This is a genomic window from Tepidiforma sp., assembly GCF_026419595.1.
Taxonomy (GTDB): domain Bacteria; phylum Chloroflexota; class Dehalococcoidia; order Tepidiformales; family Tepidiformaceae; genus Tepidiforma.
Genome location: NZ_JANZZD010000026.1, coordinates 1 through 24,399, shown reverse-complemented (window position 1 = coordinate 24,399; position 24,399 = coordinate 1). Strand labels below are relative to the sequence as shown.

Sequence of the window (24,399 nt, the reverse complement as noted above, 5' to 3'; positions counted from 1 at the left end):
GCGCGTGGCCGAAATCCGGCACCGGTTCATCGCAACGAACGGCATCCGCATGCACGTGGCGGAGGCGGGGGAGGGGTTCCCGGTGGTGTTCTGCCACGGGTTCCCGGAGCTGTGGTATTCGTGGCGGCACCAGCTGCACGCGCTGGCGGAGGCCGGCTACCGGGCGATCGCGCCGGACATGCGGGGCTACGGGGAGACGGATGCGCCGGCGGACCCGGCGCAGTACACGATGAAGGTGCTCTGCGCGGATATGGCGGGGCTGCTCGATGCGCTGGGGCTCGAGCGGGCGGTGTTCGTCGGGCACGACTGGGGCGGCGCGGTGGTGTGGCAGATGGGCCTGCGCTACCCGGAGCGGGTGGCCGCCATCGTGGGGCTGAACACGCCGTATGCGCCGCCTTCGAACCGGAGGACGACGGAGGCGCTGCGCGACTACCACGGGCTGACGGATGCGACGTTCTACATGCGCTACTTCCTGCAGCCGGGCATCGCCGAGGCGGAGCTGGAGGCGGACATCGAGCGGACGTTCCACAAGGTGTTCATGGACTGGACGAGGGCGGAGGACTTCACGACGTTCATGAAGGTGGGCGGTGACGGCAGCGGGGTGCTGGCGCGCATCCCGGATGACCGGCGGTCGTTCCTCTCGGAGGAGGAGATCGGCGTCTACGTGGCGGCGTACCGGAAGACGGGCTTCCGGGGCGGGCTGAACTGGTATCGCGGGGCGGACCTGAACGCGGACGAGGCGGATGCGCCGAAAGGGCCGCAGCTCCACGTGCCGGCGATGATGATCACCGCGGCCAACGACACGATTTTGAAGCCGGAGATGGCGGCGGCGATGCCGGCGCTCATCCCGGGCATCCGGATGGAGCACCTCGAGCGGTGCGGGCACTGGACGCAGCAGGAGCGGCCGGCGGAAGTGAACCGGCTGCTGCTGGATTTCCTCGGCTCGCTCGGGCTGCTGCGGGGCTGACGGTCAGAGGCGGGGCCCGGCGAACGGCCGGCGGCGAAAGCGCCGGCGGCGGCGCCACCGCCGGAAGGGCCAGAGGAACCGGAACACGGGGGAACCACCTCGCGCGAGAAGGCTTCGCCGTTCCCATGGCGCGGGGGCGGGGAAAGGTGACGCGGCGCGCCCGCGCGGGCGCAGGTCAGCTGCAGCAGTCGGAGGCGCCAGGCGCGGCCGGCCTGTCGGGCGGGCAGCAGAGGCCGTAGCAAAACTTTGCCAGCCAGCGGATGACCTCCGGGTCGAGGCAGTAGCAGGCGCCGGGGCCTTCGACCTCGCCGCGGACGATGCCGGCCTCTTTCAGCACTTTCAGGTGCTGGGAGACGGTGGACTGGGCGAGGGGGAGAGCGGCGACGAGGTCGCTGACGCAGGCGGCGCGGCGGGCGAGTTCGCTGACGATGGCGACCCGGGCGGGGTTGCCGAGGGCGCGGAAGATGGCAGCGGCGCGCTCTTCATCGGTGGTGAGGGTGGGGATCGGCTTCATGGCGCGGGGATATCGTACCGCGGGGCCGCGGCTGGCGGTCAGCGCGGGAGGAGGAGCCGGAGCCGCTCGTCGATCTCGCGGAGGGGCGCGCCGCCGCCGAACCGCTCGAGGACGCGGCGGCGGCCGTCGAGGTTGAGGCCGAGCGCGCCGGCCGCGTGGCGTTCGAGCAGGCGGCGGAGGGCCTCGCTGACGGCCTCGAAGCCGGTGGCCTGGATGGCGCCCGGCATCGGGTGGGTCCAGATGACGTAGCGGCCGCGGGCGAGCGCCTCGGCGGCCATGAACGACTGGCCGTCGTGGGTGGTGAGGCGGACGAGGACGGTGATTTCGCGGTAGAGGGCGTCCATGTCGTCGACCCAGCCGCGGGCTTCGAGGTTGGGCGGGAGCGGCCCGGGCAGCGTCTCCGGCGGCGAGGGGATGAGGAGGAAACGGACGCCGGGGAAGGCGCCGGGCAGGCGCGCCATCGTCTCCCAGTCGAAGACTTCGCGGTCGAAGGCGTCGACGGGATAGTAGAGAAGGACGGTGAAGCGAGGCGGGAGGGGCGGGGGTTCGGCTTCGGGGACGGGGATCGGGAGGGGGACCTCCTCGGCGCGGATGCCGGCCGCGCGGAGCTCTTCGGCGAGCCAGGGCGCATCGCACCAGTGGATGGCGCGCTCGGCGAGGCGGGCATCGGCGTTGCGGCGGCGGTGTTCGTCGAGAGCGATCTGGACATCGGTGCCGACCCAGTGGATGACGATGGGACGGCGGCGGACCCGGGCGAGGCGGGCCTGGGGCGACCCGCGGTCGAGCCGGCTGCCGATGAGGTAGACGATATCGGCGCGGGCGACGGCGGCGGCGACGCGGCCCCAGGCGGGGAGGCTGCGGCCGGGGTGGGGGAGGTACTCGGCCCGCCAGCCGAGCGAGCTGAGGTCGGCGGCGAGGCGGCGGCCGAAGTAGGGGAGGCCGAGGATGAGGACACGGCCGCGGCGGTCGCTCACGCGGGGGCTTCCCCGGCGCGGCGGGCGCGCGGCGCGAGGACGGTCGCGCCGGCGGGCACATCGCGGTCGACGAGGGCGTGGGCGCCGATGGTGGCGCATTCGCCGATGGTGACGCCGTGCAGGACGGTGGCGCCGATGCCGAGGTAGGCACCGCGGCCGATGCGGACGGGCGCCTGCTGGCGGGGCCGGCGCTCGCGGAGGGGGCCAAGGCCGACGTCGAGGTGGGTGATGATGCTGGCGCGCATGGAGAGGGTGGCCTCGTCTTCGATGGTGACGGCATCGGCGAGGTCGATGAGGACATCGGTGCCGAGGTGGACGCGGGAGCCGATGCGGAGGTTCGAGAAATCGCGGCCGGCGTTGACGATGTGGATGGGGCCGTGGATGGAGACCCCGCGGCCGACGCTGGCGCCGAAGAGGCGGAGCAGCTCCTCGTGGTGGGCGACGGTGGTGCGGAGCTCCATGGCGATGCCTTCGATGCCGTCGCGGAGGTAGCGGGCGCGCCAGCGGGCGCGGCGGAGGGGTGCGAGGCCGGCGCGGAGGGGGCGGCCGAGGGGGCGGAGGGCATCGCGGAGGGCGGGGAAGGCCGGCATTGGAGGGCCTCGCGGGCGGGCTGTAAACTGTCCGTAAACAGTTCGGCGGCCCCCCGAAGGGCGGGGGGATTTGGCTTGCCTGCATAATCTTCGCCGCCTACGCTGCTAGCTGCGAGCGTATTCCCGCTCCCCAGTGAGGCGACATGAAACGAGCGATTCTCCCTGCGATTGGCGCTGTCGCGGTTGCGATGGCTGCGATTCCCGCGCTGGTGGCGGCCCAGGGCGCGCCGCCTTCGCCGCCCGCGACGTACTACGGCTCCGTTCCTTCGGGTGTCGGGCCGGGGCAGGCGGTCCTGGCCATCGTGACGAGCGGCGGCAGCTCGCAGACCTGCGGCGTCGGGCAGACGATCGCCGACGGCTCGGGCGTGGTGTACGTGGTGGACGTGATCGCGGACAGCCAGCTCGCCGGCTGCGGCGCCGCGGGGCGGACGGTGCAGTTCTACTTCGTGGGCAACCGGCAGATGGCGACGGACACGGCGACCTGGGGCGGGCCGGGGCCGGCGCAGCGGAACCTGACGGGGCTGGGGCCGCAGCTGACGCCCCGGAACATCGGCCCGCAGGTGGCGAAGGACGGCACGAACTAGCGATACTCCGGGCATGACCACACTGCGCCGCGGCTGGGCGCGCCGGCTGATGATCTTCGCCGGGCTGCTCGCCGCGGCGCTGTCGTTCCCGGCGGGCTCGGGCGCGCAGCAGCCGCCGGGGCCACCGGATTTCGCGTGGCCGTACGGCATCGTCCAGGCCGATGGCGCGAACCTCGACCCGGCCGTCCAGCCAGTCATCGCGCTGGTGAACGGGAAGGCGTGCGGCGACGGGGTGACGCAGGTGGCGGCGGCCGGGCCGGGCACGCCGGCCTCGGATGTGGGGAAGACGGTCTACGTGGTGGACGTGCTGGCGGACGGGAGCGGGCCGGGCCAGCGGCCGGGCTGCGGGGCGCCGGGGCTGCCGATCCGGCTGTGGTTCCCGGTGGCGCGGCGGTTCGCGCTGCAGGAGCCGCTTTTCGCGCCGGGCGGCCAGCGGGCGGACGTCGACCTGGGGCCAGCGCTGCCGTTCCGGCTGACGGCGCCGCAGGCGGCATCGGACGGGGTGAACTGAGCGGGACTACGCTTCGCCGGTGAGGAAGCGGCGCGGGACGTCGCGGAGCATGGCGTCGATCGTCTCCTGCGGGACGCCGTCGCGGAGGAGGGCGGGCACGGCAACGGTGGAGACGAAGAGGTAGCGGGTCGGGCCCTGCGGCGGTGGCGGCTGCTGGCCTTTGACGATCGGCATGGGGGCGTAATCGTGGCCGAGCATGAGGCGGCCGGCCCAGCCTCGGTCGATGAGGGCTTTGACGGTGGCGTTGCGCTGCTCCCACGTGGGGCGGCCGGGCGCGCCGGGGTAGCGGTCCATGGAGAGGAACACCCCGCGCTGGAGGAGGCGCTCGAGGTAGTCGACGTCGGTGGTGTCGGCGCTGTGGCCGATGGCGACGCGGTCCATCTGAACGCCTTCGTCTTCGAAGATTTGGACCTGCTGCCAGCCGACCTCTTCGGGCGCCCACTGGTGGGTGCTGATGGGGATGCCGGTGCGTTTGCAGGCGCGGGCGGCGCCGCGGAGGATGCGCTCGCCCTCGGGGGTGACGCCGCCCATGTCGTTGGCGACCTTGATGACGCCGGCGCGGATATCGGTGGTGCCGATGCCGGTTTCGATCTCGTGCACGAAGATATCGGCGATTTCGTCGGGGTCGCGGGTCCAGAAGGAGCGGGGGATATCGCGCCAGATGCCGGTAGCGACGACGACGTTGATGCCGGCTTCGCGGGCGACATCGCGGACGAATGCGACGTCGCGGCCGAGGTCGGGCGTGGTGAGGTCGATGATGGTGCCGATGCCGCCTTCGCGGGCTTCGCGGAGCTCGCGGATGGTGTTGGCGCGGGTGGCTTCCCAGTCGAAGCGCCACGGGTAGTGGTGGTTGTCTTCGCCCATGCCGACGAGAACGTGCTCGTGGCTGAGGGTGACGCCGAGCGAGCCGGCATCGACGGGGCCGAGGACGGTCTGGACGGTCGCCATGGCGGGGATTGTGCCGCGGCGGGCGGCGGCTGTCGACGGGGGCGGCCTGACAGGCGGGGTGGAACCGGCTACACTCCCGGCCACACCGGGATGGCGCCGGCCGGCGCCATGTGCCCTGCCCCTGGAGGTGACGCGATGCCTGAGTTTCCTTCGGTCGAGTGGTTCCGCGCGGCGGCCGACCTGCTGAACGCCTCGGACAGCTTCAAGCGGCTGGGGACGTGCGATGCGGAGATGGGCGTGCAGGTGGGCGACCGCTACTTCGAAATCGATTTCGAGGCGTTCGAAGTGAAGGACGTGAAGGAGATCGACGCGAAGCGGGCGGAGGAGCTGGATTTCGTGCTCGTGCAATCGCCGGAGGCGTGGCGGGCGATGATCGAGGACATCCAGCGGAACGGGCGGGCGACGCACGAGTACACGCTGAATTCGCTGGACCTTCGGAGCGCGGAGGAGTTCGCGCGCGGGAAGGACTACCACCGGCGGGACTCGTTCTACCGCTTCAATCAGACGTTCCAGGAGTACTTCGACATGGCGGCGAAGATCCCGACGACGTTCCCGGCGGGGGTCGCGTAGGCGGCGGAGTGTGCGATGATGGCGGGGTGGACGGCCCGGTTTCGCTCGAACTGATCCGCTTTACGGCGGAGTTCCACGACTGGGCGAACGACCGCATCCTGCGGGCAGCGGAGGCGGCGGGCGAGGAGGCGGCGGGGGCGCGCATCCCGGGGAGCTACGGGGACGGTTCGCTGCATGCGCTGCTGGCGCACCTCGTGGCCGCGGAGCGGCACTGGCTGCGGCGGTGGCTGGGCGACAGCGAGGCGAAGCTGGACGGCCCGGCGACGTGGCCGACGACCGCGGCGGTGCGGGAGGCGTGGGAACTGCACCGGCCGGAACGGGCGCGGTTCTTCGCGGAGCTGGATGAGGCGCGGCTGCTCTCGGTGTGCCGCTACCGGCGGAACCAGCCGCCGCTGCCGGACGAGCGGCCGCTCTGGCAGCTCATCCTGCACGTGTTCAACCATTCGACCCACCACCGGGCGGAGGCGGCGGCGATCCTGACGACGATCGGCCGCCCGCCGGAGAGCGTGGACATGATCGACTACATCCGGCGGGACGGCTGAGGGCTTCGCGTCAGAGCAGGTCGCTGGGGATGGCGGTCACGGAGAGGATGGGCGGCAGGGTGCCGGGGAGGCGGACCCAGGATTCGCCCCACTCGCGGCCGTACCAGACTTCGCCGTTGGTGGTGCCGAGGAAGACGCCTTCGGGGTCGATGCCGTCGGTGTCCATGGCATCGCGGTAGACGCTCTGGTAGTCGTGCGGGCCGGGGAGGCCGCGGGTGAGGCGCTCCCACGTGGCGCCGGCGTCGGCGGTGCGGTAGACGGCGAACTGGCCGTTGACGACGCGGAAGTTGTCGGCCTCCATCTCGAGCGGGACGACGAAGACGGCGTCGCGGCCCTGCTTCGTGACGGCGAGGGGGAAGCCGTGGAAGGAGGGGAGGCCCTTCGTGACGTCGTGCCACTGGCGGCCGCCGTTGTCGGAGCGGAAGACGCCGACGTGGGCCTGGCCCCAGAGGCGGTCGGGGTTCTTCGGGTCGAGGCGGAGGCGGTGGAACTCGTTGGCGGCGAGGGGGTCGACGCCCTCGGGGGCGGGGAACTGTTCCGCCATCTCGGGGAACATCTCGGCGACTTTTTCGAACATCTCGCGGACTTCGGGCGTCGTGGCGATGGCGGTGTGCCAGCGCGGCTCCCAGGTCTTGCCGCCGTCTTCGGAGCAGTAGCAGCCGCCGGTGGCGATGTTGATGTAGAGGCGGTTCGGCTCGCGCGGGTCGAGTTCGATGGCGGTGAGGGCCGACTGGCCGCCGCCGGTCATGTGCCAGAACTTGCGGTCGGGGAGACGGTTCAGGTCATCGACGGGCTGCCAGGATTCGCCCCAGTCGTCGGAGCGGAAGAGGCCGGCGGGCTGGGTGCCGGCCCAGACGACGCCGGGCTGGGCCGGGTGGCCGGGGGTGATGCCCCAGACGTTGTCGATGGTGATGCCCATGTCCTGGGGGAAGCCGAGGCCGGGTGAGCGCTGCTCCCAGGTCTGGCCGCCGTCGTCGCTGCGGGCGACAGAGCGGCCCCAGGCCCAGTGGTTGGCGGCGAGGAGGATGCGGGCCGGGCGGCGGCGGGTATCGACGGCAGACTGGTAGACGGAGGTGCCCTTCAGCATCGGAGGCGAGAGTTCCCAGCGTTCGCGGGCGGGGTCGGAGCGGTAGATGAAGAACGCTTTGCGGGTGCCGATGAGGAGCGTGGTGCCGGGCATGTGGTGCTTCCTTTCTGCCCCCGGCGGGGGCGCGGCTGGCGCAGTGGACGGGGGCGGCGGGTCAGGCCGCGGGTGAAACCTGGCCGCGGGCGGCGGCTTCGAGGGCGGCGATGTCGATTTTGACCATGCCGAGGACGGCGCCGAAGACGCGTTCGCGGACGGCCGGGTCGGGGTCGGTGAGCCAGTGGTCCATGGGGCAGGCGACCTGCCAGGAGACGCCGAAGCGGTCGGTCAGCCAGCCGCAGGCCTGGGGCTGGCCGCCTTCGAGGAGGGCGTTCCAGTAGCGGTCGATCTCCTCCTGGGTTTCGAATTCGAGGAGGAAGGAGAAAGCCTCATCGAGGCGGAAGCCGGGGCCGCCATTGAGGAGCATGACGGGGTTGCCGTCGAGCTCGATGGTGACGGTGAGGACGGTGCCGGGCTCCTGGCCGTGGACCTCCCGGCCGACGTCCGGGTAGCGGGTGACGGAGGTGATGCGGGAGTTGGGGAAGATGCTGGTGTAGAAGGCGGCAGCCTCCTCGGCGCCGGATTCGAGCCAGAGGTGGGGGATGAAGCGGATGGGCATGGGCGCCCCCTCTCGTGGGTTGGAGGAAAAGTATAGCTGCACTTTTTTGCCGTCAAGCCCCCAGAACGTATACTGCCGCCGTGGCCGAGCAGGCAGCGCTCGTGACGGCAGGCGGCATCGAGGTGCCGGTGACGAACCCGGGCAAGGTGTACTTCCCGGCGATCGGGCTGACGAAGCTGGAGCTGGTGCAGTACTACCTGGCCGTCGGGGAGGGGGCGCTGCGGGGGGTGGCGAACCGGCCGATGGTGCTGAAGCGGTTCGTCGACGGCATCGGGGCGCCGCCGTTCTTCCAGAAGCGGGCGCCGCCGAAGCTGCCGCCCTACGTGCGGACGGCGCGGGTGACCTTCCCGAGCGGGCGGTGGGCGAACCTGCCGGTCATCGACAGCCTCGCCGGGCTGGCCTGGGCGGTGAACCTCGGCTGCATCGACCTGAACCCGTGGCCGGTGCGGGCCGACGATGTGGAGCACCCGGACGAGCTGCGGTTCGACCTCGACCCGACGCCGGAGGCGGACTTCGGGCAGGTGAAGGAGGCGGCGCTGCTGGTGGGCGAGCTCCTGCGGGCGTACGGGATGGAGGGCTACCCGAAGACGTCCGGGAGCCGGGGCATCCACATCTACGTGCGCATCCTGCCGCGGTGGGAGTTCACGGCGGTGCGGCGGGCGGCGCTCGCGCTCGGGCGGGAGGCGGAGCGGCGGGCGCCGGGCCTGGTGACCACGGCCTGGTGGAAGGAGGAGCGGCACGGGGTGTTCATCGACTACAACCAGAACGCGCGCGACCGGACGGTGGCCTCGGCGTATTCGGTGCGGCCGACGCCGAACGCGCAGGTCTCGATGCCGCTGACGTGGGCGGAGCTGCCGGGGGCGGAGCTGGCGGCGTTCACGGTGGCGACGGTGCCGGCGCGGTTCGCGGAGCGCGGGGACGCGATGGCGGCGATCGACGGCCGCGCGTATTCGCTGGAGCCGCTGCTGGCGCTCTCGCGGGAGCAGGAGCGGGCCGGGCTGGGCGATGCGCCCTATCCGCCGCACTTCCCGAAGGCGCCGGGCGAGCCGAAGCGGGTGCAGCCCTCACGAGCGCGGAAGGACGGCGACGGCGGGGGACGGCGGCGGAAGGCCTAGGCGCCGATGACGACGTGCCAGGGCTCGATGCGGTGGGCGGTGACGAGGCCGTTGAGCACGTAGGGGTCGCGGAGGACGAACTCGGCCGCGGCGTCCGGGTCGGTGAACACGATGAGCGCGCCGCGGACCGGTTCGCCGATGGCCCCGGCGAGGCGGAGGCGGCCGGCTTCGAAGTATTCGCGGATGAGCGCGAGGTGGGCAGGCCGGAAGGGTTCGCGCCGCTCGAGGACATCAGGGACGTAGTCGTAGCTGAGGACGTGGAGCATCGCGGGCGCATGCTACCGCGCGGGGCGGCGGCCAGCTACGGGGCAGCGCTCCAGGGGTCGAGGCCTTCGGCTTCGGTCTGCCACATCTTGCGGCCGTCGTAGCTCCGGATGCGGTCGATGTCGACCCGCATGACGGCGCGCTCGGGGCTGTCGAAGCGGGCGAATTCGCGCCCGTAGACATCGGGGGCGACGGCGCGCCGGCCGCCGGCGGTGATCAGCTCGTGGATGAAGCGGCGGACCGACTCGCGTTCGTCGAAGAAGGTGACGCGGCCGCGGATGGTGACCTGCTTGAACCAGTCGGCCGGGTCGTGGATGGAGAGCGAGATGGCCGGGTTGCGCTCGAGGGCGCGGTACTTGTCGCGGTTCGGGGTGGAGGTGAGCCAGATGTGGCCGTCGTACCAGCAGTAGGACATCTGGGCGACGACGGGCTCGCAGGATTTCGTGACCCAGGCGACGGCGGCGCGGGTGGATTCGCGGACGATGCGCCAGAGCTCATCGTCGTCGAGGGTGAAGGGTTCGATGTACTGGCGGCTCCACCAGGCGGGGCGGGCGGCGCCGGCTCCGGGGTCGGCAGACATGGGCGGCCTCGCGGTTTTGGCCATCCGGCCAAGATGCTGGCCGGGATGGTGAAGCGCGGGCCGGGGCGTGTCAAGCGCGGGGTTCGAAGACGGCGCGGAGCTCGGCGGGGACGGGGGCTTCGAGCTGGTCGAAGGTGCAGGAGCGCGGGTCGCGGTCGGGGCGCCAGCGCTGGAAGGTGGCGGCGTGGCGGAAGCGCGGCCCCTGCATGTGGTCGTAGGTGACTTCGCAGACGAGGGCCGGGCGGAGCCGTTCCCAGGCGAGGTCTTTGCCGGCGGTCCAGCGGCTTTCGGCGCCGGGCGTGCGGCCCTGGCCGAACCCTTCGGCGGGGTCGTTCGTGCGATAGGGCGCGAGGAGGCCGGCGAGGTCGCGCCGCTGCGGCGCCGTGAAGCTGGAGGTGTGGCCGACGAAGTGGAGGATGCCGGCGCCGTCGTAGAGGCCGAGGAGGAGGGAGCCGACGGAGCGGCCTTCTTCGCCGCGGTTCCAGCGGAAGCCGCCGACGACGCAGTCGGCGGTGCGGAGGTGCTTGATTTTCAGCATGGCGCGCTTGCCGGGCTGGTAGGGGGCATCGAGGGGCTTGGCGATGACGCCGTCGAAGCCGGCGCCTTCGAACCGTTCGAACCAGTCGCGCGCGACGGCGGCGTCGCGGGTAGCGGGGGTGAGGTAGGCGGGGGGCCGGGCGCTGCCGAGGAGCCGCTCGAGCCGCCCGCGGCGGGCGCCGAAGGGCGCGGCCATGAGCGACTCGCCGTCCTCGGCGAGGAGGTCGAAGGCAACGAAGGCGGCCGGCGTCTCGGCGGCGAGGCGGGCGATGCGGGAGGCGGCCGGGTGGATGCGCTGCTGGAGGGCATCGAAATCGAGGCCGCGCGGGGTCATGATGACGATTTCGCCGTCGAGCACGGCGGGGCCGGGCAGGACGCGGCCGAGGCCGTCGACGAGTTCGGGGAAGTAGCGGTCCAGCGGCTTCCGGTCGCGCGACTGGAGGGCGAGGGCGGCGCCGTCGTAGAAGAGGATGCAGCGGAAGCCGTCCCACTTCGGCTCGAAGAGCCAGCCGGGGCCGGCCGGGATCTCGGGGGCGGCTTTGGCGAGCATCGGGTCGATGGGGCCGGGCGGGAGCATGGGGCGGATTGTGCGCCGGGGAAGCGGGGACCGTCGAGCGCCTGCGCGGCGGGGGCTTACCGCGCGGTTCGCCCGGGGTGGCAGGTTCCGGTAGAATCGGCGGCCACAAGGGTGTCCCTACGTTTTTTCCATGGAGTCTGAATGAACACGATCGAGTTCCTGCAGATCACGTCGTCGGTCGTCCCGGACCGGGAGGCGCTGGTGGATTTCGACGGGAACGGCGGCGGCAAGCGGCTCACCTACGCCGAGATGTACCGGCAGGTGTGCAAGCTGGCGAACGCGTTCCAGGGCCTCGGGGTGGAGAAGGGCGACCACGTCGCCATCATGGCGGTGAACAGCGCGGACTTCGTCATCAGCTACTACGCGACGGCGATGGTGGGCGCGACCTTCGTGCCGCTGAACTACCGGGCGAAGGATGAAGAGCTCACCTACATGGTGAACGTGAGCGAGACGAAGGTGCTGCTGGTTTCGGACCGCTACCGGGACCTGGTGGAGCGGATCCGGCCGACGCTGACGACGGTGCAGCACTACGTGAGCCTCGGCGGGGCGGCAGACGGCTACCTGCGCTACGAGGAGCTGATGGAGAGCGGGGCCGAGGACGAGATCTGGACGGAGATCGACGACAAGGACGCGACGATCATCATCTTCACCTCCGGCACGACGGCACAGCCGAAGGGCGTGCAGCTGACGTTCCTCGATATGACGGCGTACGTGACGAACCAGCCGCCGGCGGACCCGGAGACGCACGAGAAGCTGCTGGTCTCGGCGCCGTTCTTCCACGTCGCGGGCGCGACGGCGATGATGCTCGGCGTCTGGATGGGGCGCACGCTGGTCATCCTGCCGCAGTTCCAGCCGGAGCTGTGGCTGCAGGCGGTACAGCAGGAGCGGATCACGCACGCCTTCGTGGTGCCGACGATGCTGAAGCGGATCATGGAGGTGCCGGACTTCGACAAGTACGACATCTCGTCGCTGAAGCAGATCACCTACGGCGCGGCGCCGATGCCGTACGAAGTGGTGCGGAAGGCGTGCGACATCTTCCCGCCGAAGGGCATCGGGCTGATCAACGCGTACGGCCAGACGGAATCGACGGCGACGCTGACGTTCCTCGGGCCGGAGGACCACGACCTGAGCACGGACACGGAGATCAAGGAGCAGCGGCTCCGGTCGGTGGGCAAGCCGATGCCGGACGTGGAGCTGGCGATCATGGACGAGCGGAACCGGCCGCTGCCGCCCGGCGAAGAGGGCGAAATCTGCGTCCGCTCGGACCGCGTGATGAAGGGCTACTACAAGCAGGAGGACGCCACGAGCGCGGCGATCATCGACGGCTGGCTGCACACGGGCGACGTGGGCAAGCTGGACGAGGGCGGCTACCTCTACATCACGGGCCGGAAGAAGGACCTGATCATCCGCGGCGGCGAGAACATCTCGCCCGGCGAAATCGAAAACGTGCTCGAGGAGCACCCTGCCATCGACGAAGCGGCCGTCATCGGCGTGCCGGACGTGGAGTGGGGCGAAGTGGTGAAGGCGATCGTCGTGCTCAAGCCGGGCGCGACGATTACGCCGGAGGAGATCACCGCGTACGCGAAGTCGCGGCTGGCCTCGTTCAAGGCGCCGCAGTACGTGGCGGTGGTCGATGAGCTGCCGCGGAACGTGATGGGCAAGGTGCTGAAGACCGACCTGCGGAAGCTCTACGGGACGCCGACGAACGACATCCCGGCGGGCAAGGCGTAGGCCGCGCCGCCGCTGGCGACGATGACGGGCGCCCCGGTCGGTTGGCCGGGGCGCTTCGTTCGCGCGCGAAAGACCGGTGCCGCGCAGATCCCCTGTCGCGGCGGCGAACGGGGTTCGCGCCGAAGGGGAGGCTCGGGTAGGATGCGGCTACACTGTGCGGGCCGGGGCACCGCCGGCGCGCACCTTCGAAACCTGGTACGGGAACGCGTGGTATGACGAACAGTTCGATGACCGGCAGTGGGGGAGCAGGCCGGAAGGGCACGCGGCTGCGCGGGAGCTGGGGCGGCATCGTCGTCCCGGTGGCGATCCTCGCGGCGATCTCGGCGATCGAGACGGCCCGGACGACGGACGCCTCGCGCGAGGTGTTCTTCAACATCAAGACGCCCTGGCTGATGTATTTCGTGTTCACCGTCTCGATGGCGGTGATTTTCGGGGCGCTGCTGCAGCGGATGCGCGTGTGGCGGCTCGGCAAGCCGCACCGGGTGAACCAGAGCCTGAGCGGCCGGATCACCAACATGCTGACGCTCGGCGCCGGGACGAGCCGGGTGAAGAACGACCGCTACGCGGGCGTGATGCACGGTTTCATCTACTCGAGCTTCCTCGTGCTCACGATCGTGACCATCCTGCTGGCGATCGACGACTACGCGCCGATCATCCTCGGGATGGACAAGGAGCACCTGTTCCTGACGGGCGGGACGTACCTCGTGTACTCGCTCGTGGGCGACGTGTTCGGCGTCATCGGGCTGATCGGCATCGGGATGGCCGTCTACCGGCGGTACATTTCGCCGCCGGCGAAGCTGAACTGGGACCGCCGCGGGACGGAGGACGCGATCATCGTGGGCCTGCTGGGCGTGGTGCTGTTCAGCGGCATCATCGTGGAAGGCCTCCGGCTCGGCGGCGACGAAATCCCGGCGGGGAACGAGTCGTGGTCGAAATGGTCGCCGGCGGGCTATGTGGTGGCGAAGCTGCTGGGCGGGGTTTCGCCGCAGACGCTGCTGGACTTCCACGTGGCGTGGTGGTGGTTCCACGTGGTGGCGGCCTTCGCGCTGCTGACGCTGATGGCGCTGACGAAGTTCCGGCACATCGCGCTGGCGCCGGTGAACGCGTTCTTCAAGCGGCCGACGACGCCGCTCTACCTGGAGCCGATGGGCGACATCGAGAAGCTCATCGAGGAGGGAGCCGGGCTGGGCGCCGGCCGGCTGCAGGATTTCACCTGGAAGACGCTGTTCGATGCGGACACCTGCGTGCGCTGCGGCCGCTGCACCGAGGTGTGTCCGGCGTATACGGCGGGCCAGCCGCTCTCGCCGATGGCGCTCATCCAGGACATCAAGACGTACATGAACCATGCGGGCCCGCTCATCATCAAAGGGAAGAACCCGGAGGAGGAGCTGGAGCCGCTGGTGGGCGGCTACATCAAGGATGAAACGCTCTGGGCCTGCCGGACGTGCGGCGCCTGCATGCAGGAGTGCCCGGTGCTGGTGGAGCACGTGCCGCCGATCGTGGAGATGCGGCGCTACCTCGTGATGGAGCAGGCGCGGGTGCCGGCGACGGCGCAGGCGGCGCTCCAGAACCTCGAGCAGCGCGGCCACCCGTGGCGCGGCACGCAGCTGACGCGCGAGACGTGGATCGAGCAGCTGCGGGCGCAGGGCATCGACGTGCCGGTGTACGACGGCTCGCAGGACTATCTCTACTGGGTCGGCTGCTCGGGCGCGCTGGTGGAGCGGAACATCCCGATCACGCAGGCGGTGACGAAGCTACTGCTCGAAGCGGGCGTGAGCTTCGGCGTGCTGGGGCAGGCGGAGACCTGCAACGGCGACCCGGCGCGGCGGCTCGGCAACGAGTTCCTCTTCGCGACGATGGCGCAGGCGAACGCCGATGCGCTGAACGAGATGGGCGTGAAGCGGGTGATCACGAGCTGCCCGCACTGCTTCAACACCTTCCGCAACGAGTACCCGGACTTCGGCGGGAAGTGGGAAGTGACGCACCACGCGGACTTCCTCCAGTTCCTGCTGGCGAAGGGCGACCTGAAGCCGAAGGAGGGGAACGGGGCGACCATCACGGTCCACGACAGCTGCTACCTCGGCCGGGGGAACGGCATCTACGACACGCCGCGGCAGGTCATCGAAGCGATCCCCGGGGCGAAGCTGGTGGAGATGCCGCGCTCGCGGGAGCGGGGCCTCTGCTGCGGTGCCGGCGGCGGCAACATGTGGCAGGAAGAGGCGGGCACGCGCGTCAACCACCTCCGCGCGGCGGAGGCGGCGAACACCGGCGCGAGCATCGTGGCGACGGCCTGCCCGTTCTGCATCCAGATGTTCGAAGACGGCATCCCCGCGGTGCAGCCGGACGAGGAGAAGCGCACGATCAAGGCGTTCGACATCGCGGAGCTGCTCGAAGTGAGCGTCCGGCCGACGGCCCGGCCGCTGCGCGACGGGGACGTGGAGGTGCCGCCGGGCGTCGTCTGAGGCGGCGCGGCGGCTTCGCGAGCGTTCAGCGGCCCCGGGGAGCTTCCCCGGGGCCGTTCGTTTCGGGCAGGCGGCCGGGGGTCCGAGCGCGGGCTACGGTTCGTAGCGGACGATGGCGAGGGAGCTGTTCTGGCCGCCGAAGCCGAAGCTGTTCTTGAGCGCGGCGCGGACGGGCGCTTCGCGGGCGACGTTGGGGACGTAGTCGAGGTCGCAGTCCGGGTCGGGGTGGTGGAGGTTGATGGTGGGGTGGATGACGCCGGTTTCGATGGTCTTGATGGTGGCGACGGTCTCCATGCCGCCGGAGGCGCCGAGGCCGTGGCCGATGAGCGACTTGGTGGCGCTGATGGCGACGCGGTAGGCGCCTTCGCCGAAGACGCGCTTGATGGCGCGGGTCTCGGCGGTATCGCCGAGCGGCGTGCTGGTGGCGTGGGCGTTGATGTAGTCGATCTCGCCGGGCTGGAGGCCGGCGTCGCGGAGGGCTTCGGCCATGGCGCGGGCGGCACCCTCGCCGTCATCGGGAGGGGCGGCGACGTGGAAGGCGTCGTTCGTGCAGCCGAAGCCGGCGACCTCGGCGTAGATGCGGGCGCCGCGGGCGCGGGCGTGGGCTTCGGATTCGAGGATGAGCGCACCGGCGCCTTCGCAGGGTACGAAGCCGTCGCGGAGGGCGTCGAACGGCCGGCTGGCCTCTTCGGGAGGGCCGTCGTAGCTGGTGAGGGCGCGCATGACGGAGAAGCCGGCGAGGCCGAGTTCGGAGATGCCGGCTTCGCAGCCGCCGGTGACGACGACTTCGGCGCGGCCGGAGCGGATGAGCATGGCGGCTTCGCCGATGGCCTGCGTGCCGGCGGCGCAGGCGGTGACGATGGTGCCGTTGTAGCCGCGGAGGCCGAACTGGAGGGAGACCTGGGCGGCCGCCATGTTGCCGAGGGAGCGGGCGAGGTAGAGGGGGTCGATGCGCATGCCGCCGCGCTCGAAGAGGGTACGGGCGGCCTCCTGGATATCGGGGTAGCCGCCGCCGCCGTTGCCGATGAGGACGGCGAGGCGGTCGCGGTCCTCGGCATCGAGGTCGAGGCGGGCATCCTCGATGGCCTGCGCGGCGGCGGCGACCATGAACTGGCTGAAGCGGGCCATGCGGCGGGCGGCCTTGCGCTCGATGTAGCGGGTCGGGTCCCAGTCTTTGATTTCGCCCGCGAACTTGCAGGGGTAGCCGTCGGGGTCGACCATCGTGAGGTGGCCGATGCCGGAGCGGCCGGCGACGAGGTTCTGCCAAAATTCTTCGACGGTCTGGCCGGCGGGGGTGATGGCGCCCAGGCCGGTGACGACGACGCGGGTTCGCGAGCGCAAGGTTTCGTTCATGGTGCGTATGGTACCGCGCCGGCGCGGGGAGGCACGGGCCGGGGGAATGTCCCGGGATTCCCCGAAAAAGTCGTTGCGTGGTGAATGTTCGGGAACTCCCCAATACCGCATCGGAAATCGCTTTACGTACGATGCGGGGGCCTGCCGAGGGCGTTCCCGCCGGGGCGGTACACCGCTGCGGCGCCGGGGGATATCCATGGGGGAGACAGCGCCGGCCGGCTCGCCGGGAGAGGGCGGGCGGCCGGCTGACAGTTCGCTGCGGGCCTGGCGCGCCGGGGCCGCTGATGCCGGTTCGATCGAGGAGGAGCTGACGCGCTTCGCGGAGGCTGCCGCGCGGGCGCTGGGCGGCGAGTGCGGGTATGTCGCGCTTTCGCGGCGCGGGCGGCGCGCGTTCTGGTGGCCGCTCGAGGGCGAGCATTCGCCGGGGCGGTGGCCGTTCGACCACCGGCAGAGCGACGCGGCCTTCAGCCGGCTGCTCGCCGACGAAGGCGGGGCCGTATTCGAAGACACGCTGGCGATCCCCCGGCCGACGCCGGGGCAGCGGGCTGCCATCGCGGCGGGGGTTCGCTCCACCGTGCGGCTGCCGCTGACGGACGAGCGGGGCCAGGCGATGGGCTTCGTGCTGGTCGGCTCGGTCGAACCGGGCCGGTTTTCGCGGGAATCGCTGGGGAAGCTGTGGGAGGTGACGCAGGCCGCGATGCAGACGCTCCGGCCGCTGCTGCTGCTGGAGCGGATGGAGTTCGAACGCGCGATCCGGGCGGCGGAGGCGGACCTGCTCGCCGCGGTGGCCGCGGCGGAGGACGAAGCGGCGCTGCTGGCGGCAGCGGCGGAGGGGGTCCGCGCGGCGGTGGGCGCGGACGCGGCGATTGTGATGGTCGAAGGCGGGCCGGGCGGCGAGTGGACGTTCCGCTCGGCGCCGGCGGGGCTCCTGACGCCGGCGCTCTGGGAGGAGGCGCGGCGGGCGGCGCTCGACCCCGGCAACCGGCCGATGGGCGAGCGGGACGGCAGCCTGCCGTGGGTGCGCGAGTCGCTGGAATCGGGCGATGGCCTGCTGGCGGCGGAGCGGTTCGCGCGGGAACGGCTGGGGATGGGCTCGCTGGCGGCGGCGGTGCGGACCCACCGCTGGGGTGCGGGCCTGCGGCTGGCCCTGGTCGCGCTACGGAAGGAGCCCTCGGCCTGGGCAGGCGAGGAGCAGGCCTTCCTCGGCCGGGTGGCGCGGGTGCTCGAGATCGGGGTCGAACGGGTGCGGCGGGGCGAGCTCGCCGTCGCGCACGCGCTCACGCTCGAGCGGCAGGCCGAACTGCTGAGCGTCGGCGCCGAGCTGCTGGAGACGCTCTGGCAGGCGCGGGAGCTGGCGCCGGCCTGCCAGGCGATTGCCGAGCGGCTGCGGGCCTACTTCGAGGCGGACCACGTGGCGCTCGGGACGGTCGACCTCGAGCGGCGGGTGCGCGAGGTGCTGGGGATGAGCTCCGCGGTGATGCAGGCGGCGGACCTGCCGCCCGGGCTGACCGAGGAGGACGTGACAGTCTACCGGGCGGCGCTGGCAGGGCAGGGCGGCCCGGCGGGCGACATCTTCGCAAGGCCGGCGCCGAACCCGGGGACGCTGCTCGGGTACGAGCGCGGGCTGCGCTCCGGGATGCGGGTGCCGTTCGCGCTCTCCGATGGGACGGTCGGGCTGGTGACCATCGGCAGCCGGGAGCCGGGCCGGTACACCCGGGCGGATGAGGAGCGGCTGATGGAGCTGGCGCGACCCATGGCGATCGCGATCGACCGGGTGCGGCTGCTGGCGCAGATGGCGGAAGCCTCGGAGCTGCTGGAGGCGAAGACGCGGATGCTGCTGGCGCTGACCCCGGGGGCCTCGATGCGTCAGGCAGGCGACGTGTTCGTCCGCGAGGTCCGGCGGCTGTTCGGGGCGAGCCATGCGGTGGTCGTGACGACCGCGCCGGGCGACATCGCGACGCTGACCTCGTCGACCGCGCACTTCCGGGACGAGGAGCTGGAGCGGGTCGCATCGCTGCTGCGGCAGCATCCGGTGGGCTGGCGGCGGCTGGTGGAAAGCGGGCCGGTGCTGATCACCGACGCGGCGGAGGCCGCGGACGAGCCGACGGCCTTCCTCGCGGCGCACGGACTGCGGAGCGTGATGCGGGCGCCGATCCGGGATGGGGACGGCGTGGCGCGGGGCATCGCAACGGTCGCGGCGCCGGCCCCGGGCCGCTGGGACGCGGCCGACCTTGCGCAGTTCGCCGACCTCGCGGCCACGCTGGGCACCGTGCTCGAGCGCGCCTTCCTGATGGAGTCGGCGCGGGAGCAGGCGCGGCGGGCGCGCGCGATGCTGGAGGTGCTGAGCGCGCTCGGGTCGCACGAGCGGCTGGAGGAGCTGGCGGCCCACGCGGCAGCGGCGCTCCGGCAGCTCTACGGGGCGGACCACTGTGCGATCGGCGTGGTCGAACGGGCGGCGGTGCGGCTGGCCGGGATCGATTCGCCGGTTGGCGCATGGTCGCCGGGGGCCGAACTCCCGGCCGAGCAGGTGTTCGACGCCTGGCCGCCGGCGGGGCCGGTCGTGCACGTCATCGAGGACCTGCAGGAGGCGCCGCGGCTGACCGCGACCTCCGAAGCGGCGCGGGCGGCGGGGATTCGGTCGAGCATGCGGGTGGCGATCGTCTGCGGTGACGGGGTGTGCGGGGTGGTGACGCTTGGGGCGCGCGAGCCCGGCCGGTTCGGGCGGTTCGACGCCGAACAGCTGGCGGAGGCGGTGCAGCCGCTGGGCCTCGCGATTCGCTACTTCCGCAGCCGGGAGGAGCAGGCGCGGCGCACGGCCCGGCTGGAGGCAACGACGCGCATCCTCGCGCGGCTGAACGCCGGCGGGACGGCGGAGCGGGTGGCGCAGCGGTTCCTCGCGGACTGCCGCGCGCTCTTCGGGGCGGAGTTCGGCATCGTGTTCGCGTTCGAACCGGGGCAGCCGGCCGCGCGCCGGCTCGCGCTCGACAGTTCGCGGCCGCTGCCGATGGACGCGTTCGCGGAGGAGGTGCCCGTCGGCCGGCTGCGCGGGGCCGCGCTGCAGCACGCGCCGGCGCCGCAGGTGGTCCCCGATGCGCGGGAAGAGACGCCGCTCCACCCGGGACACCGTGCGCTGCTGGATGCGGGCTTGCTCTCGGTCATCCGGGTGCCGCTGGTGGTGCACGAATCGGTGCGCGGGTCGGTGGCGCTCTGGGCGGAGGGGACCGACCGGTTCACGGCGGAGGATGCGGAGCTGCTGGGGACGCTCGCGCGGCCGCTGGCGCTCGCGCTCGAGAAGGCGTCGGCGCTCGAATCGCTGGCCGAGAGCGAGCTGAAGTACCGGTCGCTGGTGGCGCAGGCGGAGGAGATGATCCTGACGGTGGATGCGGAGAGCCGGCGCATCCTCGATGCGAACCCGTTCGCGGCGCGGGTGCTCGGCTACGCGCAGCGCGAGCTGCACGGGCTGCGGCTCGACGACATTTCGATGGCCGACGAGGCGGAGCTGGCCTCGTTCATGGCGCGCATCCACGCCGACGGCGAAGTGCACCTCGCGGACGTGCGCTACCGGAAGCGGGACGGTTCGCCGCTGGACGTCGAGGTGGTCGCCTCGCTGGTGGCGTACGGCGGGCGCGAGGCGGTGCTCGTGCTGGCGCGCGACGTCTCGGAGCGGAAGGCGCTCATGGCCCAGCTGATGCAGAGCCAGAAGATGGAGTCGCTCGGGACGATGGCAGGCGCCGTCGCGCACGACTTCAACAACCTGCTGACGACGATCCTCGGGTTCGCGGGCCTGCTGAAGCGGTCGCGCAACCTCGATGCCGACGAGCGCGAGAACGTCGCGCTCATCGAAGAAGCGGCGCGCAAGGCGGCGGACCTGACCGGGCGGCTGCTGGCGTTCGCGCGGGGCGGGCTCGTGCGGTTCGGGCAGGTCGATTTGCGGACGGTGGTCGAAGACACGCTGCAGCTGCTGGCGCCGGCGCTCCATTCGCGCATCGCGGTGACGGTGTCGCTGCCGGACGAGCCGCTCTACGTCGAAGGCGACGCCGGCCAGCTGCAGCAGGCGCTCACGAACATCGTGCTGAACGCGCGCGACGTGATGCCCGAGGGCGGCCGCATCGCCATCCGGGCGGGCGCGACGGGGCCGCTGGCGTGGGTGGAGGTGGCGGACACCGGCCCGGGGATGACGGACGACGTGCGGATGCGGATTTTCGAGCCGTTCTACACGACGAAGGCGCCGGGCGCCGGGACGGGCCTCGGCATGGCGATTACGTACGGCATCGTGCAGGGGCACCACGGCGACATCACGGTCGACAGCGAACCTGGCCGCGGCACGACGTTCACGCTCAGCTTCCCGCTGCGGCCCGCGGCCGGCGACGGCCGGCACGACGCCTTCAGCGCCGGGGACGGCAACCTCATCCTCGTGGTCGACGACGACGCGATGGTGCGGCGGGCGCTGGCGGCGACGCTCGGCGAGCTCGGCTACAACGTGGTCGAAGCGCCGGGCGGCGCGACGGCGGTCGAAATCGTGCGGGCGCGGCCGGAGCGGTTCGCCGCGGTGATGCTGGACCTGGTGATGCCGGGGATGACCGGGTCGGAGACGTTCCGGGCGCTGACGGAGATTCGCCCGGACCTGCCGGTCATCGTCTGCACGGGCTACGCGGCAGATTCGCACATCGATACGGACGTGAAGCGGCGGATTGCGGGGCTCGTGCAAAAGCCCTTCACGGCGGAGCGCCTGGCGCGGGCGCTGGAGGCGGCGGGGGCGCGGCCGCCGCGGAAGTGAGCAGGGCCCGGGGATTCGGCGCAACGAGAAGGGCCCCGCCGGAGCGGGGCCCTTCGGTTCACCGCGGAGGGTGACGGTTAGCGGGCGCGGCGGGCGACCGCCACACCGCCGATGCCGAAGGCGAGGACGCCGAGGCCGGCGATGGCGAGGAGCCAGCTGGCGGAGGCGGCGCTGCCGGTGGCGACGGTGTCGCCGGTGGCCGGCGGGCGCGGCGTCGCGGTCGGCGACGCAGTCGCGGTCGGCGTCGGGGTCGTGTAGGTGAGGTTCAGCTCGTTGAGCTGGTAGTTCGCCCACGTGCCCGTCTGGGCCGCCTGCTTCCCGCCGATGTAGAACTTGACGGAGGCGCCATCGACGCCGCAGTTCGGGGACGCGCCGGGGTTCAGCGCCGGAACGTCGAGGACGTACCGGGACTGGCCGCCCTGCATGAACGTCTGGGTGACGCCGCAGGCAGCGTTCCCGATGCGGGCTTCGATGACGGTGCCGGCGGGAACCGGCTGCCCATCGACCAGGACCGTCCCGGCGAACCGGGCGGGCGGGCTCGGCGGCGATTCCGCGGAGACGGTGCCGGCGCCGAGGGTGCCGGCGGCCGCGAAGAGCGCGACGCCGAGGACCGCAGCGAGCCATCCGCCAGCGAGCACCTTGAGAACTTTCGTCATGGTTTGCTCCATTCCTGTCTGTTCGGCCACATCAACCGCCGGGACCGGGGGCCGCCCCTCCCGGGGGAGGGACGGCCGCCGGGGAACCCGGTGTTAGTCGATGTTGGTCGCGATAGTCCAGGTGACGGACGACGGACCGGTGATGGCGATCCAGTAGGCCTCGCCAGTCTTGAGGACGGTCAGGTCGTTCGCGCCGGGCACGTTGACGCCGGACGGGAAGAACCCGAGCCACTGCTGGGCCGCAGCATTCCAGCCGTAGATGGCCGTGACGCTGGCGGAGATGTCGTTGCCACCGGGGTTCTTGCCGGAGGAGCCGGTGCCCTTGATGGCGTCCATCACCGGGATGTCGTCAGCGCCAGCCCAGGTGATGAGGCTCCAGCGGAAGTTGAGCGTGTAGCTCGTGGTGGTCGAGAGGTCGATGACCCGGTCGAAGCCGATGTTGCCCTCGTCATCCTTCGCGATCGCGAGGACGTTGACGATGCCGAGGAGGCTGTTGCTGACCTTGATCCAGGCCTGGCACTCATCGGCCTGGCCCTGGGCTGCGAGCGGGCTGAGCGGGAACTCCTTGATGCCGGTGACGGCCGGGTCGTTCGCCGCGACGGAGAAGGTCGTCACGCCCGTGGCGAAGCGCCTGCCATCGTTGATGGTGCCGCCGCCGGACTGGCCGATGATGATGCCCTCACCGCTGTCGATGAGGAAGTCGACGTTCTCGACCGGGTCGCCGTTGTAGCGGGCGCCGAGCGAGCTGAAGTCAACCGCCGCATCCGCGCTCGACAGGACGGCGTGGAGGCTGACCGCGCCGGTGGGCACGGAGCAGAAGCCATCGCGGTCGAGGGCGTGGAAGACGACGTACTTGAACTGGTCGGTCTCGCCGGGCTGGACGGTGACGTCCTTGTAGCCGCCCCAGGTCCAGTCCACCCTGACGGCGTTGGAGAGGACCGGGAAGTGCTTGCCGCGGAAGTCCGGGTAGTCGGCGGTCGCGGTGATGGTGCCGGTGCCGACCTTATCGCCGCGCTTGCAGTGCTTGCCGCCGGCGAGCGCGTTGGTGGCGCAGGCCGAGAGGTCGGTCTTGAAGTCGCCGTTGGCGGCCACCATGAACTCGCCATGGTTGTCGCTGTAGACGACGAGGTCGCGGGCGATGGTCGGATCGCCATAGGCGGTGCGGATGATCGCCAGCTCCGCCTGGTCGGTGGAGGTCAGCGACTCACCGATGCCCGCGCTGTTGAGGCCGACGCGGACGGGCCGCCAGAAGAGGTACGGGCCCATCGGTGCGCCGTTGGTGCCCCAGCTGTCCCAGAGGTAGCCGCCGCCAGCGGCGACCGCGCTGATGTACGGGCTCTCCGGGATCTCCGACCAGTAGTACGGGTTCGGGTAGATCTGGGAGTCGGTGTTGGGCGTGCCGAGGTAGTACACCTCGTCCTTGACGACCATCTTGATGAAGCCCGTGCCGCGGAGCGCGACGCTGACCAGGGCGGGCGGCATCGGGGCATCCCACCAGTCGACGTCGAAGTCCTTCAAGGCCGTATCGCGCACGAACGGGGTGAGCGTGGTCGGCGCCGTCGTCCCGAAGCCGAGCGACGTCAGGCCGACGATATCGAGCGCGCTGTAGGGACCGATGAACGGCGTGCCCGACGCAATCAGCAGCGTGGTGCCGGCCGCGGGCGCCGAGGTGAGCGCCGGCGAGAAGACGAGCAGGCCGCTGGCGCAGGAGGTCACGGTCCGGGCCGCCGAGAGCGGGGCCGGGAAGAAGAAGACCTGGCCGGCCGGGAGGTAGGCGCAGCTGGCCACGCGCACCGGGGAGGCGCTGGTGCCGACGCCCGTGTTGTTGGGGGCGACGACCGTCGCGACGGTGGAGAGGAGGCCGGTATTCGAGACGAGCGCGTAGCCGCCAACGTTGTTCGGGGCGATCATGATGTCGTAGTAGGGCCGGAACTGCTCGGCAGTGCCGTACGCCTCTTCGCCATCGGGACCGCCGGCGAGGAGCGGCCAGTCATTGGGCATGACCCAGCGGTTGGCCGGGAGGACGTTGAGCGGGTTGCTCGTATCGGCCGGGCGGCCCGACGGGTTGCTGGTGAGGAACCAGCCGGAGACGCGGCCGCGGACGAGGATGTCCTTCGAGACGTTCCACTCGGCCGTGCCGTCAGCGTCGTCCTTGGAGGCATCCCACGGGTTGCCCGGGGCCCAGTCGGGCAGCGAGCTGCCGTTGTGGGTGGGCTTCGAGACCTGCGTGACCAGCGAGAGGTTCACGCGCTCGATCTTCATGTAGTAGACGACCCAGGCGACCTTGGAGGCCGGGGCGCCCTGGATGAAGGCCTCGATATCGACCTGGCCCTGGTCCTCGGACTCGAAGACCGCGACCGAGGTGCAGGCCGGGTAGGTCGTCTGCTGGCCCACCTGCGAGCCGG

Annotated in this window: 21 protein-coding genes; 9 read left to right on the top strand and 12 right to left on the bottom strand. The window is 71.6% G+C overall.

Translation table 11 applies throughout. The features are described 5' to 3' along the window. Positions 1-4 precede the first annotated feature (4 nt). Positions 5-967 (top strand): alpha/beta fold hydrolase, encoded by a 963-nt coding sequence (locus N2041_RS11905; RefSeq protein WP_297678808.1) that lies wholly within the window; start codon positions 5-7, stop codon positions 965-967. Positions 968-1,142: 175 nt separating this feature from the next. Here the strand turns inward: N2041_RS11905 and N2041_RS11900 are convergent, their stop codons facing one another. From N2041_RS11900 to N2041_RS11890, 3 genes are read right to left on the bottom strand one after another with little or no spacing between them, the layout of a single operon-like run. Beyond that, positions 1,143-1,481 (bottom strand): helix-turn-helix transcriptional regulator, encoded by a 339-nt coding sequence (locus N2041_RS11900; RefSeq protein ID WP_297678807.1) that lies wholly within the window; start codon positions 1,479-1,481, stop codon positions 1,143-1,145. A gap of 38 nt (positions 1,482-1,519) precedes the next feature. Next, entirely contained in the window at positions 1,520-2,455 is a 936-nt protein-coding gene (locus tag N2041_RS11895) for a hypothetical protein (RefSeq protein WP_297678806.1), read from the bottom strand. Next, positions 2,452-3,045, bottom strand: a complete 594-nt coding sequence (locus N2041_RS11890) for an acyltransferase (protein ID WP_297678805.1) — start codon at positions 3,043-3,045, stop codon at positions 2,452-2,454. Before N2041_RS11890 ends, N2041_RS11895 begins: the two co-directional genes overlap by 4 nt. Before the next feature lie 188 nt (positions 3,046-3,233). On the opposite strand from N2041_RS11890, the gene N2041_RS11885 reads away from it, so the two are divergent. Next, positions 3,234-3,629, top strand: coding sequence for a hypothetical protein (locus N2041_RS11885; protein ID WP_297678804.1), 396 nt, complete (start codon positions 3,234-3,236; stop codon positions 3,627-3,629). A gap of 13 nt (positions 3,630-3,642) precedes the next feature. After that, positions 3,643-4,140: a hypothetical protein gene (locus tag N2041_RS11880; protein ID WP_297678803.1), complete on the top strand. Its 498-nt coding sequence runs from the start codon at positions 3,643-3,645 to the stop codon at positions 4,138-4,140. A gap of 6 nt (positions 4,141-4,146) precedes the next feature. On the opposite strand, the gene N2041_RS11875 is transcribed toward N2041_RS11880, so the two are convergent. After that, complete coding sequence (locus tag N2041_RS11875; protein WP_297678802.1) at positions 4,147-5,088, bottom strand: hypothetical protein; 942 nt, start codon at positions 5,086-5,088, stop codon at positions 4,147-4,149. Between the two features lie 135 nt (positions 5,089-5,223). Between N2041_RS11875 and N2041_RS11870 the strand changes: the two genes are divergently transcribed. Together N2041_RS11870 and N2041_RS11865 are read left to right on the top strand one after the other, a co-directional pair. Then, complete coding sequence (locus tag N2041_RS11870; protein WP_297678801.1) at positions 5,224-5,658, top strand: hypothetical protein; 435 nt, start codon at positions 5,224-5,226, stop codon at positions 5,656-5,658. 26 nt (positions 5,659-5,684) lie between these two features. Next, positions 5,685-6,200 carry a DinB family protein gene (locus N2041_RS11865; RefSeq protein ID WP_297678800.1) on the top strand — a complete coding sequence of 172 codons (516 nt, stop codon included), beginning with the start codon at positions 5,685-5,687 and terminating at the stop codon, positions 6,198-6,200. 10 nt (positions 6,201-6,210) lie between these two features. On the opposite strand, the gene N2041_RS11860 is transcribed toward N2041_RS11865, so the two are convergent. Both N2041_RS11860 and N2041_RS11855 read right to left on the bottom strand, forming a co-directional pair. Next, complete coding sequence (locus tag N2041_RS11860) at positions 6,211-7,380, bottom strand: sialidase family protein (RefSeq protein WP_297678799.1); 1,170 nt, start codon at positions 7,378-7,380, stop codon at positions 6,211-6,213. Positions 7,381-7,441: 61 nt separating this feature from the next. Then, on the bottom strand, positions 7,442-7,942 hold the full coding sequence (locus N2041_RS11855; protein ID WP_297678798.1) for a VOC family protein: 501 nt from the start codon (positions 7,940-7,942) through the stop codon (positions 7,442-7,444). Positions 7,943-8,022: 80 nt separating this feature from the next. On the opposite strand from N2041_RS11855, the gene N2041_RS11850 reads away from it, so the two are divergent. Continuing rightward, on the top strand, positions 8,023-9,057 hold the full coding sequence (locus N2041_RS11850; RefSeq protein ID WP_297678797.1) for a DNA polymerase domain-containing protein: 1,035 nt from the start codon (positions 8,023-8,025) through the stop codon (positions 9,055-9,057). Here N2041_RS11850 and N2041_RS11845 read toward each other — a convergent pair. The 3 genes from N2041_RS11845 to N2041_RS11835 all read right to left on the bottom strand — a co-directional run bounded on the left by N2041_RS11845 (position 9,054) and on the right by N2041_RS11835 (position 11,015). Next, on the bottom strand, positions 9,054-9,323 hold the full coding sequence (locus N2041_RS11845) for a YciI family protein (RefSeq protein ID WP_297678796.1): 270 nt from the start codon (positions 9,321-9,323) through the stop codon (positions 9,054-9,056). The genes N2041_RS11850 and N2041_RS11845 overlap by 4 nt on opposite strands. Before the next feature lie 35 nt (positions 9,324-9,358). After that, positions 9,359-9,901: a pyridoxamine 5'-phosphate oxidase family protein gene (locus N2041_RS11840; protein WP_297678795.1), complete on the bottom strand. Its 543-nt coding sequence runs from the start codon at positions 9,899-9,901 to the stop codon at positions 9,359-9,361. Between the two features lie 70 nt (positions 9,902-9,971). Next, the gene (locus tag N2041_RS11835; RefSeq protein WP_297678794.1) at positions 9,972-11,015 is read right to left on the bottom strand and encodes an ATP-dependent DNA ligase; all 1,044 of its coding nucleotides are present in this window, start codon (positions 11,013-11,015) and stop codon (positions 9,972-9,974) included. Positions 11,016-11,156: 141 nt separating this feature from the next. Here N2041_RS11835 and N2041_RS11830 point away from each other — a divergent pair, with 141 nt between their 5' ends. Beyond that, on the top strand, positions 11,157-12,746 hold the full coding sequence (locus N2041_RS11830; RefSeq protein WP_297678793.1) for a class I adenylate-forming enzyme family protein: 1,590 nt from the start codon (positions 11,157-11,159) through the stop codon (positions 12,744-12,746). 212 nt (positions 12,747-12,958) lie between these two features. Further along, a complete protein-coding gene (locus N2041_RS11825; RefSeq protein ID WP_297678792.1) occupies positions 12,959-15,208 on the top strand; it encodes a heterodisulfide reductase-related iron-sulfur binding cluster in 2,250 nt (749 codons plus the stop codon). Between the two features lie 93 nt (positions 15,209-15,301). Here the strand turns inward: N2041_RS11825 and fabF are convergent, their stop codons facing one another. Next, entirely contained in the window at positions 15,302-16,561 is a 1,260-nt protein-coding gene (gene fabF / locus N2041_RS11820) for a beta-ketoacyl-ACP synthase II (RefSeq protein WP_297678791.1), read from the bottom strand. A gap of 196 nt (positions 16,562-16,757) precedes the next feature. Here fabF and N2041_RS11815 point away from each other — a divergent pair, with 196 nt between their 5' ends. Beyond that, the gene (locus N2041_RS11815) at positions 16,758-21,338 is read left to right on the top strand and encodes a GAF domain-containing protein (protein WP_297678790.1); all 4,581 of its coding nucleotides are present in this window, start codon (positions 16,758-16,760) and stop codon (positions 21,336-21,338) included. A gap of 77 nt (positions 21,339-21,415) precedes the next feature. On the opposite strand, the gene N2041_RS11810 is transcribed toward N2041_RS11815, so the two are convergent. Next, positions 21,416-21,994, bottom strand: a complete 579-nt coding sequence (locus tag N2041_RS11810; protein ID WP_297678789.1) for a hypothetical protein — start codon at positions 21,992-21,994, stop codon at positions 21,416-21,418. 93 nt (positions 21,995-22,087) lie between these two features. Then, positions 22,088-24,399 (bottom strand): hypothetical protein (locus N2041_RS11805; protein ID WP_297678788.1); only part of this gene is annotated, 2,312 nt, incomplete at its 5' end.

What these genes read in the sequence shown, in the direction of transcription:
- N2041_RS11900 (WP_297678807.1), bottom strand. Translation starts at nt 1,481, where the DNA reads ATGAAGCCGATCCCCACCCTCACCACCGATGAAGAGCGCGCCGCTGCC.
- N2041_RS11890 (WP_297678805.1), bottom strand. Translation starts at nt 3,045, where the DNA reads ATGCCGGCCTTCCCCGCCCTCCGCGATGCCCTCCGCCCCCTCGGCCGC.
- N2041_RS11885 (WP_297678804.1), top strand. Translation starts at nt 3,234, where the DNA reads ATGGCTGCGATTCCCGCGCTGGTGGCGGCCCAGGGCGCGCCGCCTTCG.
- N2041_RS11880 (WP_297678803.1), top strand. Translation starts at nt 3,643, where the DNA reads ATGACCACACTGCGCCGCGGCTGGGCGCGCCGGCTGATGATCTTCGCC.
- N2041_RS11875 (WP_297678802.1), bottom strand. Translation starts at nt 5,088, where the DNA reads ATGGCGACCGTCCAGACCGTCCTCGGCCCCGTCGATGCCGGCTCGCTC.
- N2041_RS11870 (WP_297678801.1), top strand. Translation starts at nt 5,224, where the DNA reads ATGCCTGAGTTTCCTTCGGTCGAGTGGTTCCGCGCGGCGGCCGACCTG.
- N2041_RS11860 (WP_297678799.1), bottom strand. Translation starts at nt 7,380, where the DNA reads ATGCCCGGCACCACGCTCCTCATCGGCACCCGCAAAGCGTTCTTCATC.
- N2041_RS11855 (WP_297678798.1), bottom strand. Translation starts at nt 7,942, where the DNA reads ATGCCCATCCGCTTCATCCCCCACCTCTGGCTCGAATCCGGCGCCGAG.
- N2041_RS11845 (WP_297678796.1), bottom strand. Translation starts at nt 9,323, where the DNA reads ATGCTCCACGTCCTCAGCTACGACTACGTCCCTGATGTCCTCGAGCGG.
- N2041_RS11840 (WP_297678795.1), bottom strand. Translation starts at nt 9,901, where the DNA reads ATGTCTGCCGACCCCGGAGCCGGCGCCGCCCGCCCCGCCTGGTGGAGC.
- N2041_RS11835 (WP_297678794.1), bottom strand. Translation starts at nt 11,015, where the DNA reads ATGCTCCCGCCCGGCCCCATCGACCCGATGCTCGCCAAAGCCGCCCCC.
- N2041_RS11830 (WP_297678793.1), top strand. Translation starts at nt 11,157, where the DNA reads ATGAACACGATCGAGTTCCTGCAGATCACGTCGTCGGTCGTCCCGGAC.
- N2041_RS11825 (WP_297678792.1), top strand. Translation starts at nt 12,959, where the DNA reads ATGACGAACAGTTCGATGACCGGCAGTGGGGGAGCAGGCCGGAAGGGC.
- fabF (WP_297678791.1), bottom strand. Translation starts at nt 16,561, where the DNA reads ATGAACGAAACCTTGCGCTCGCGAACCCGCGTCGTCGTCACCGGCCTG.
- N2041_RS11815 (WP_297678790.1), top strand. Translation starts at nt 16,758, where the DNA reads ATGGGGGAGACAGCGCCGGCCGGCTCGCCGGGAGAGGGCGGGCGGCCG.
- N2041_RS11810 (WP_297678789.1), bottom strand. Translation starts at nt 21,994, where the DNA reads ATGACGAAAGTTCTCAAGGTGCTCGCTGGCGGATGGCTCGCTGCGGTC.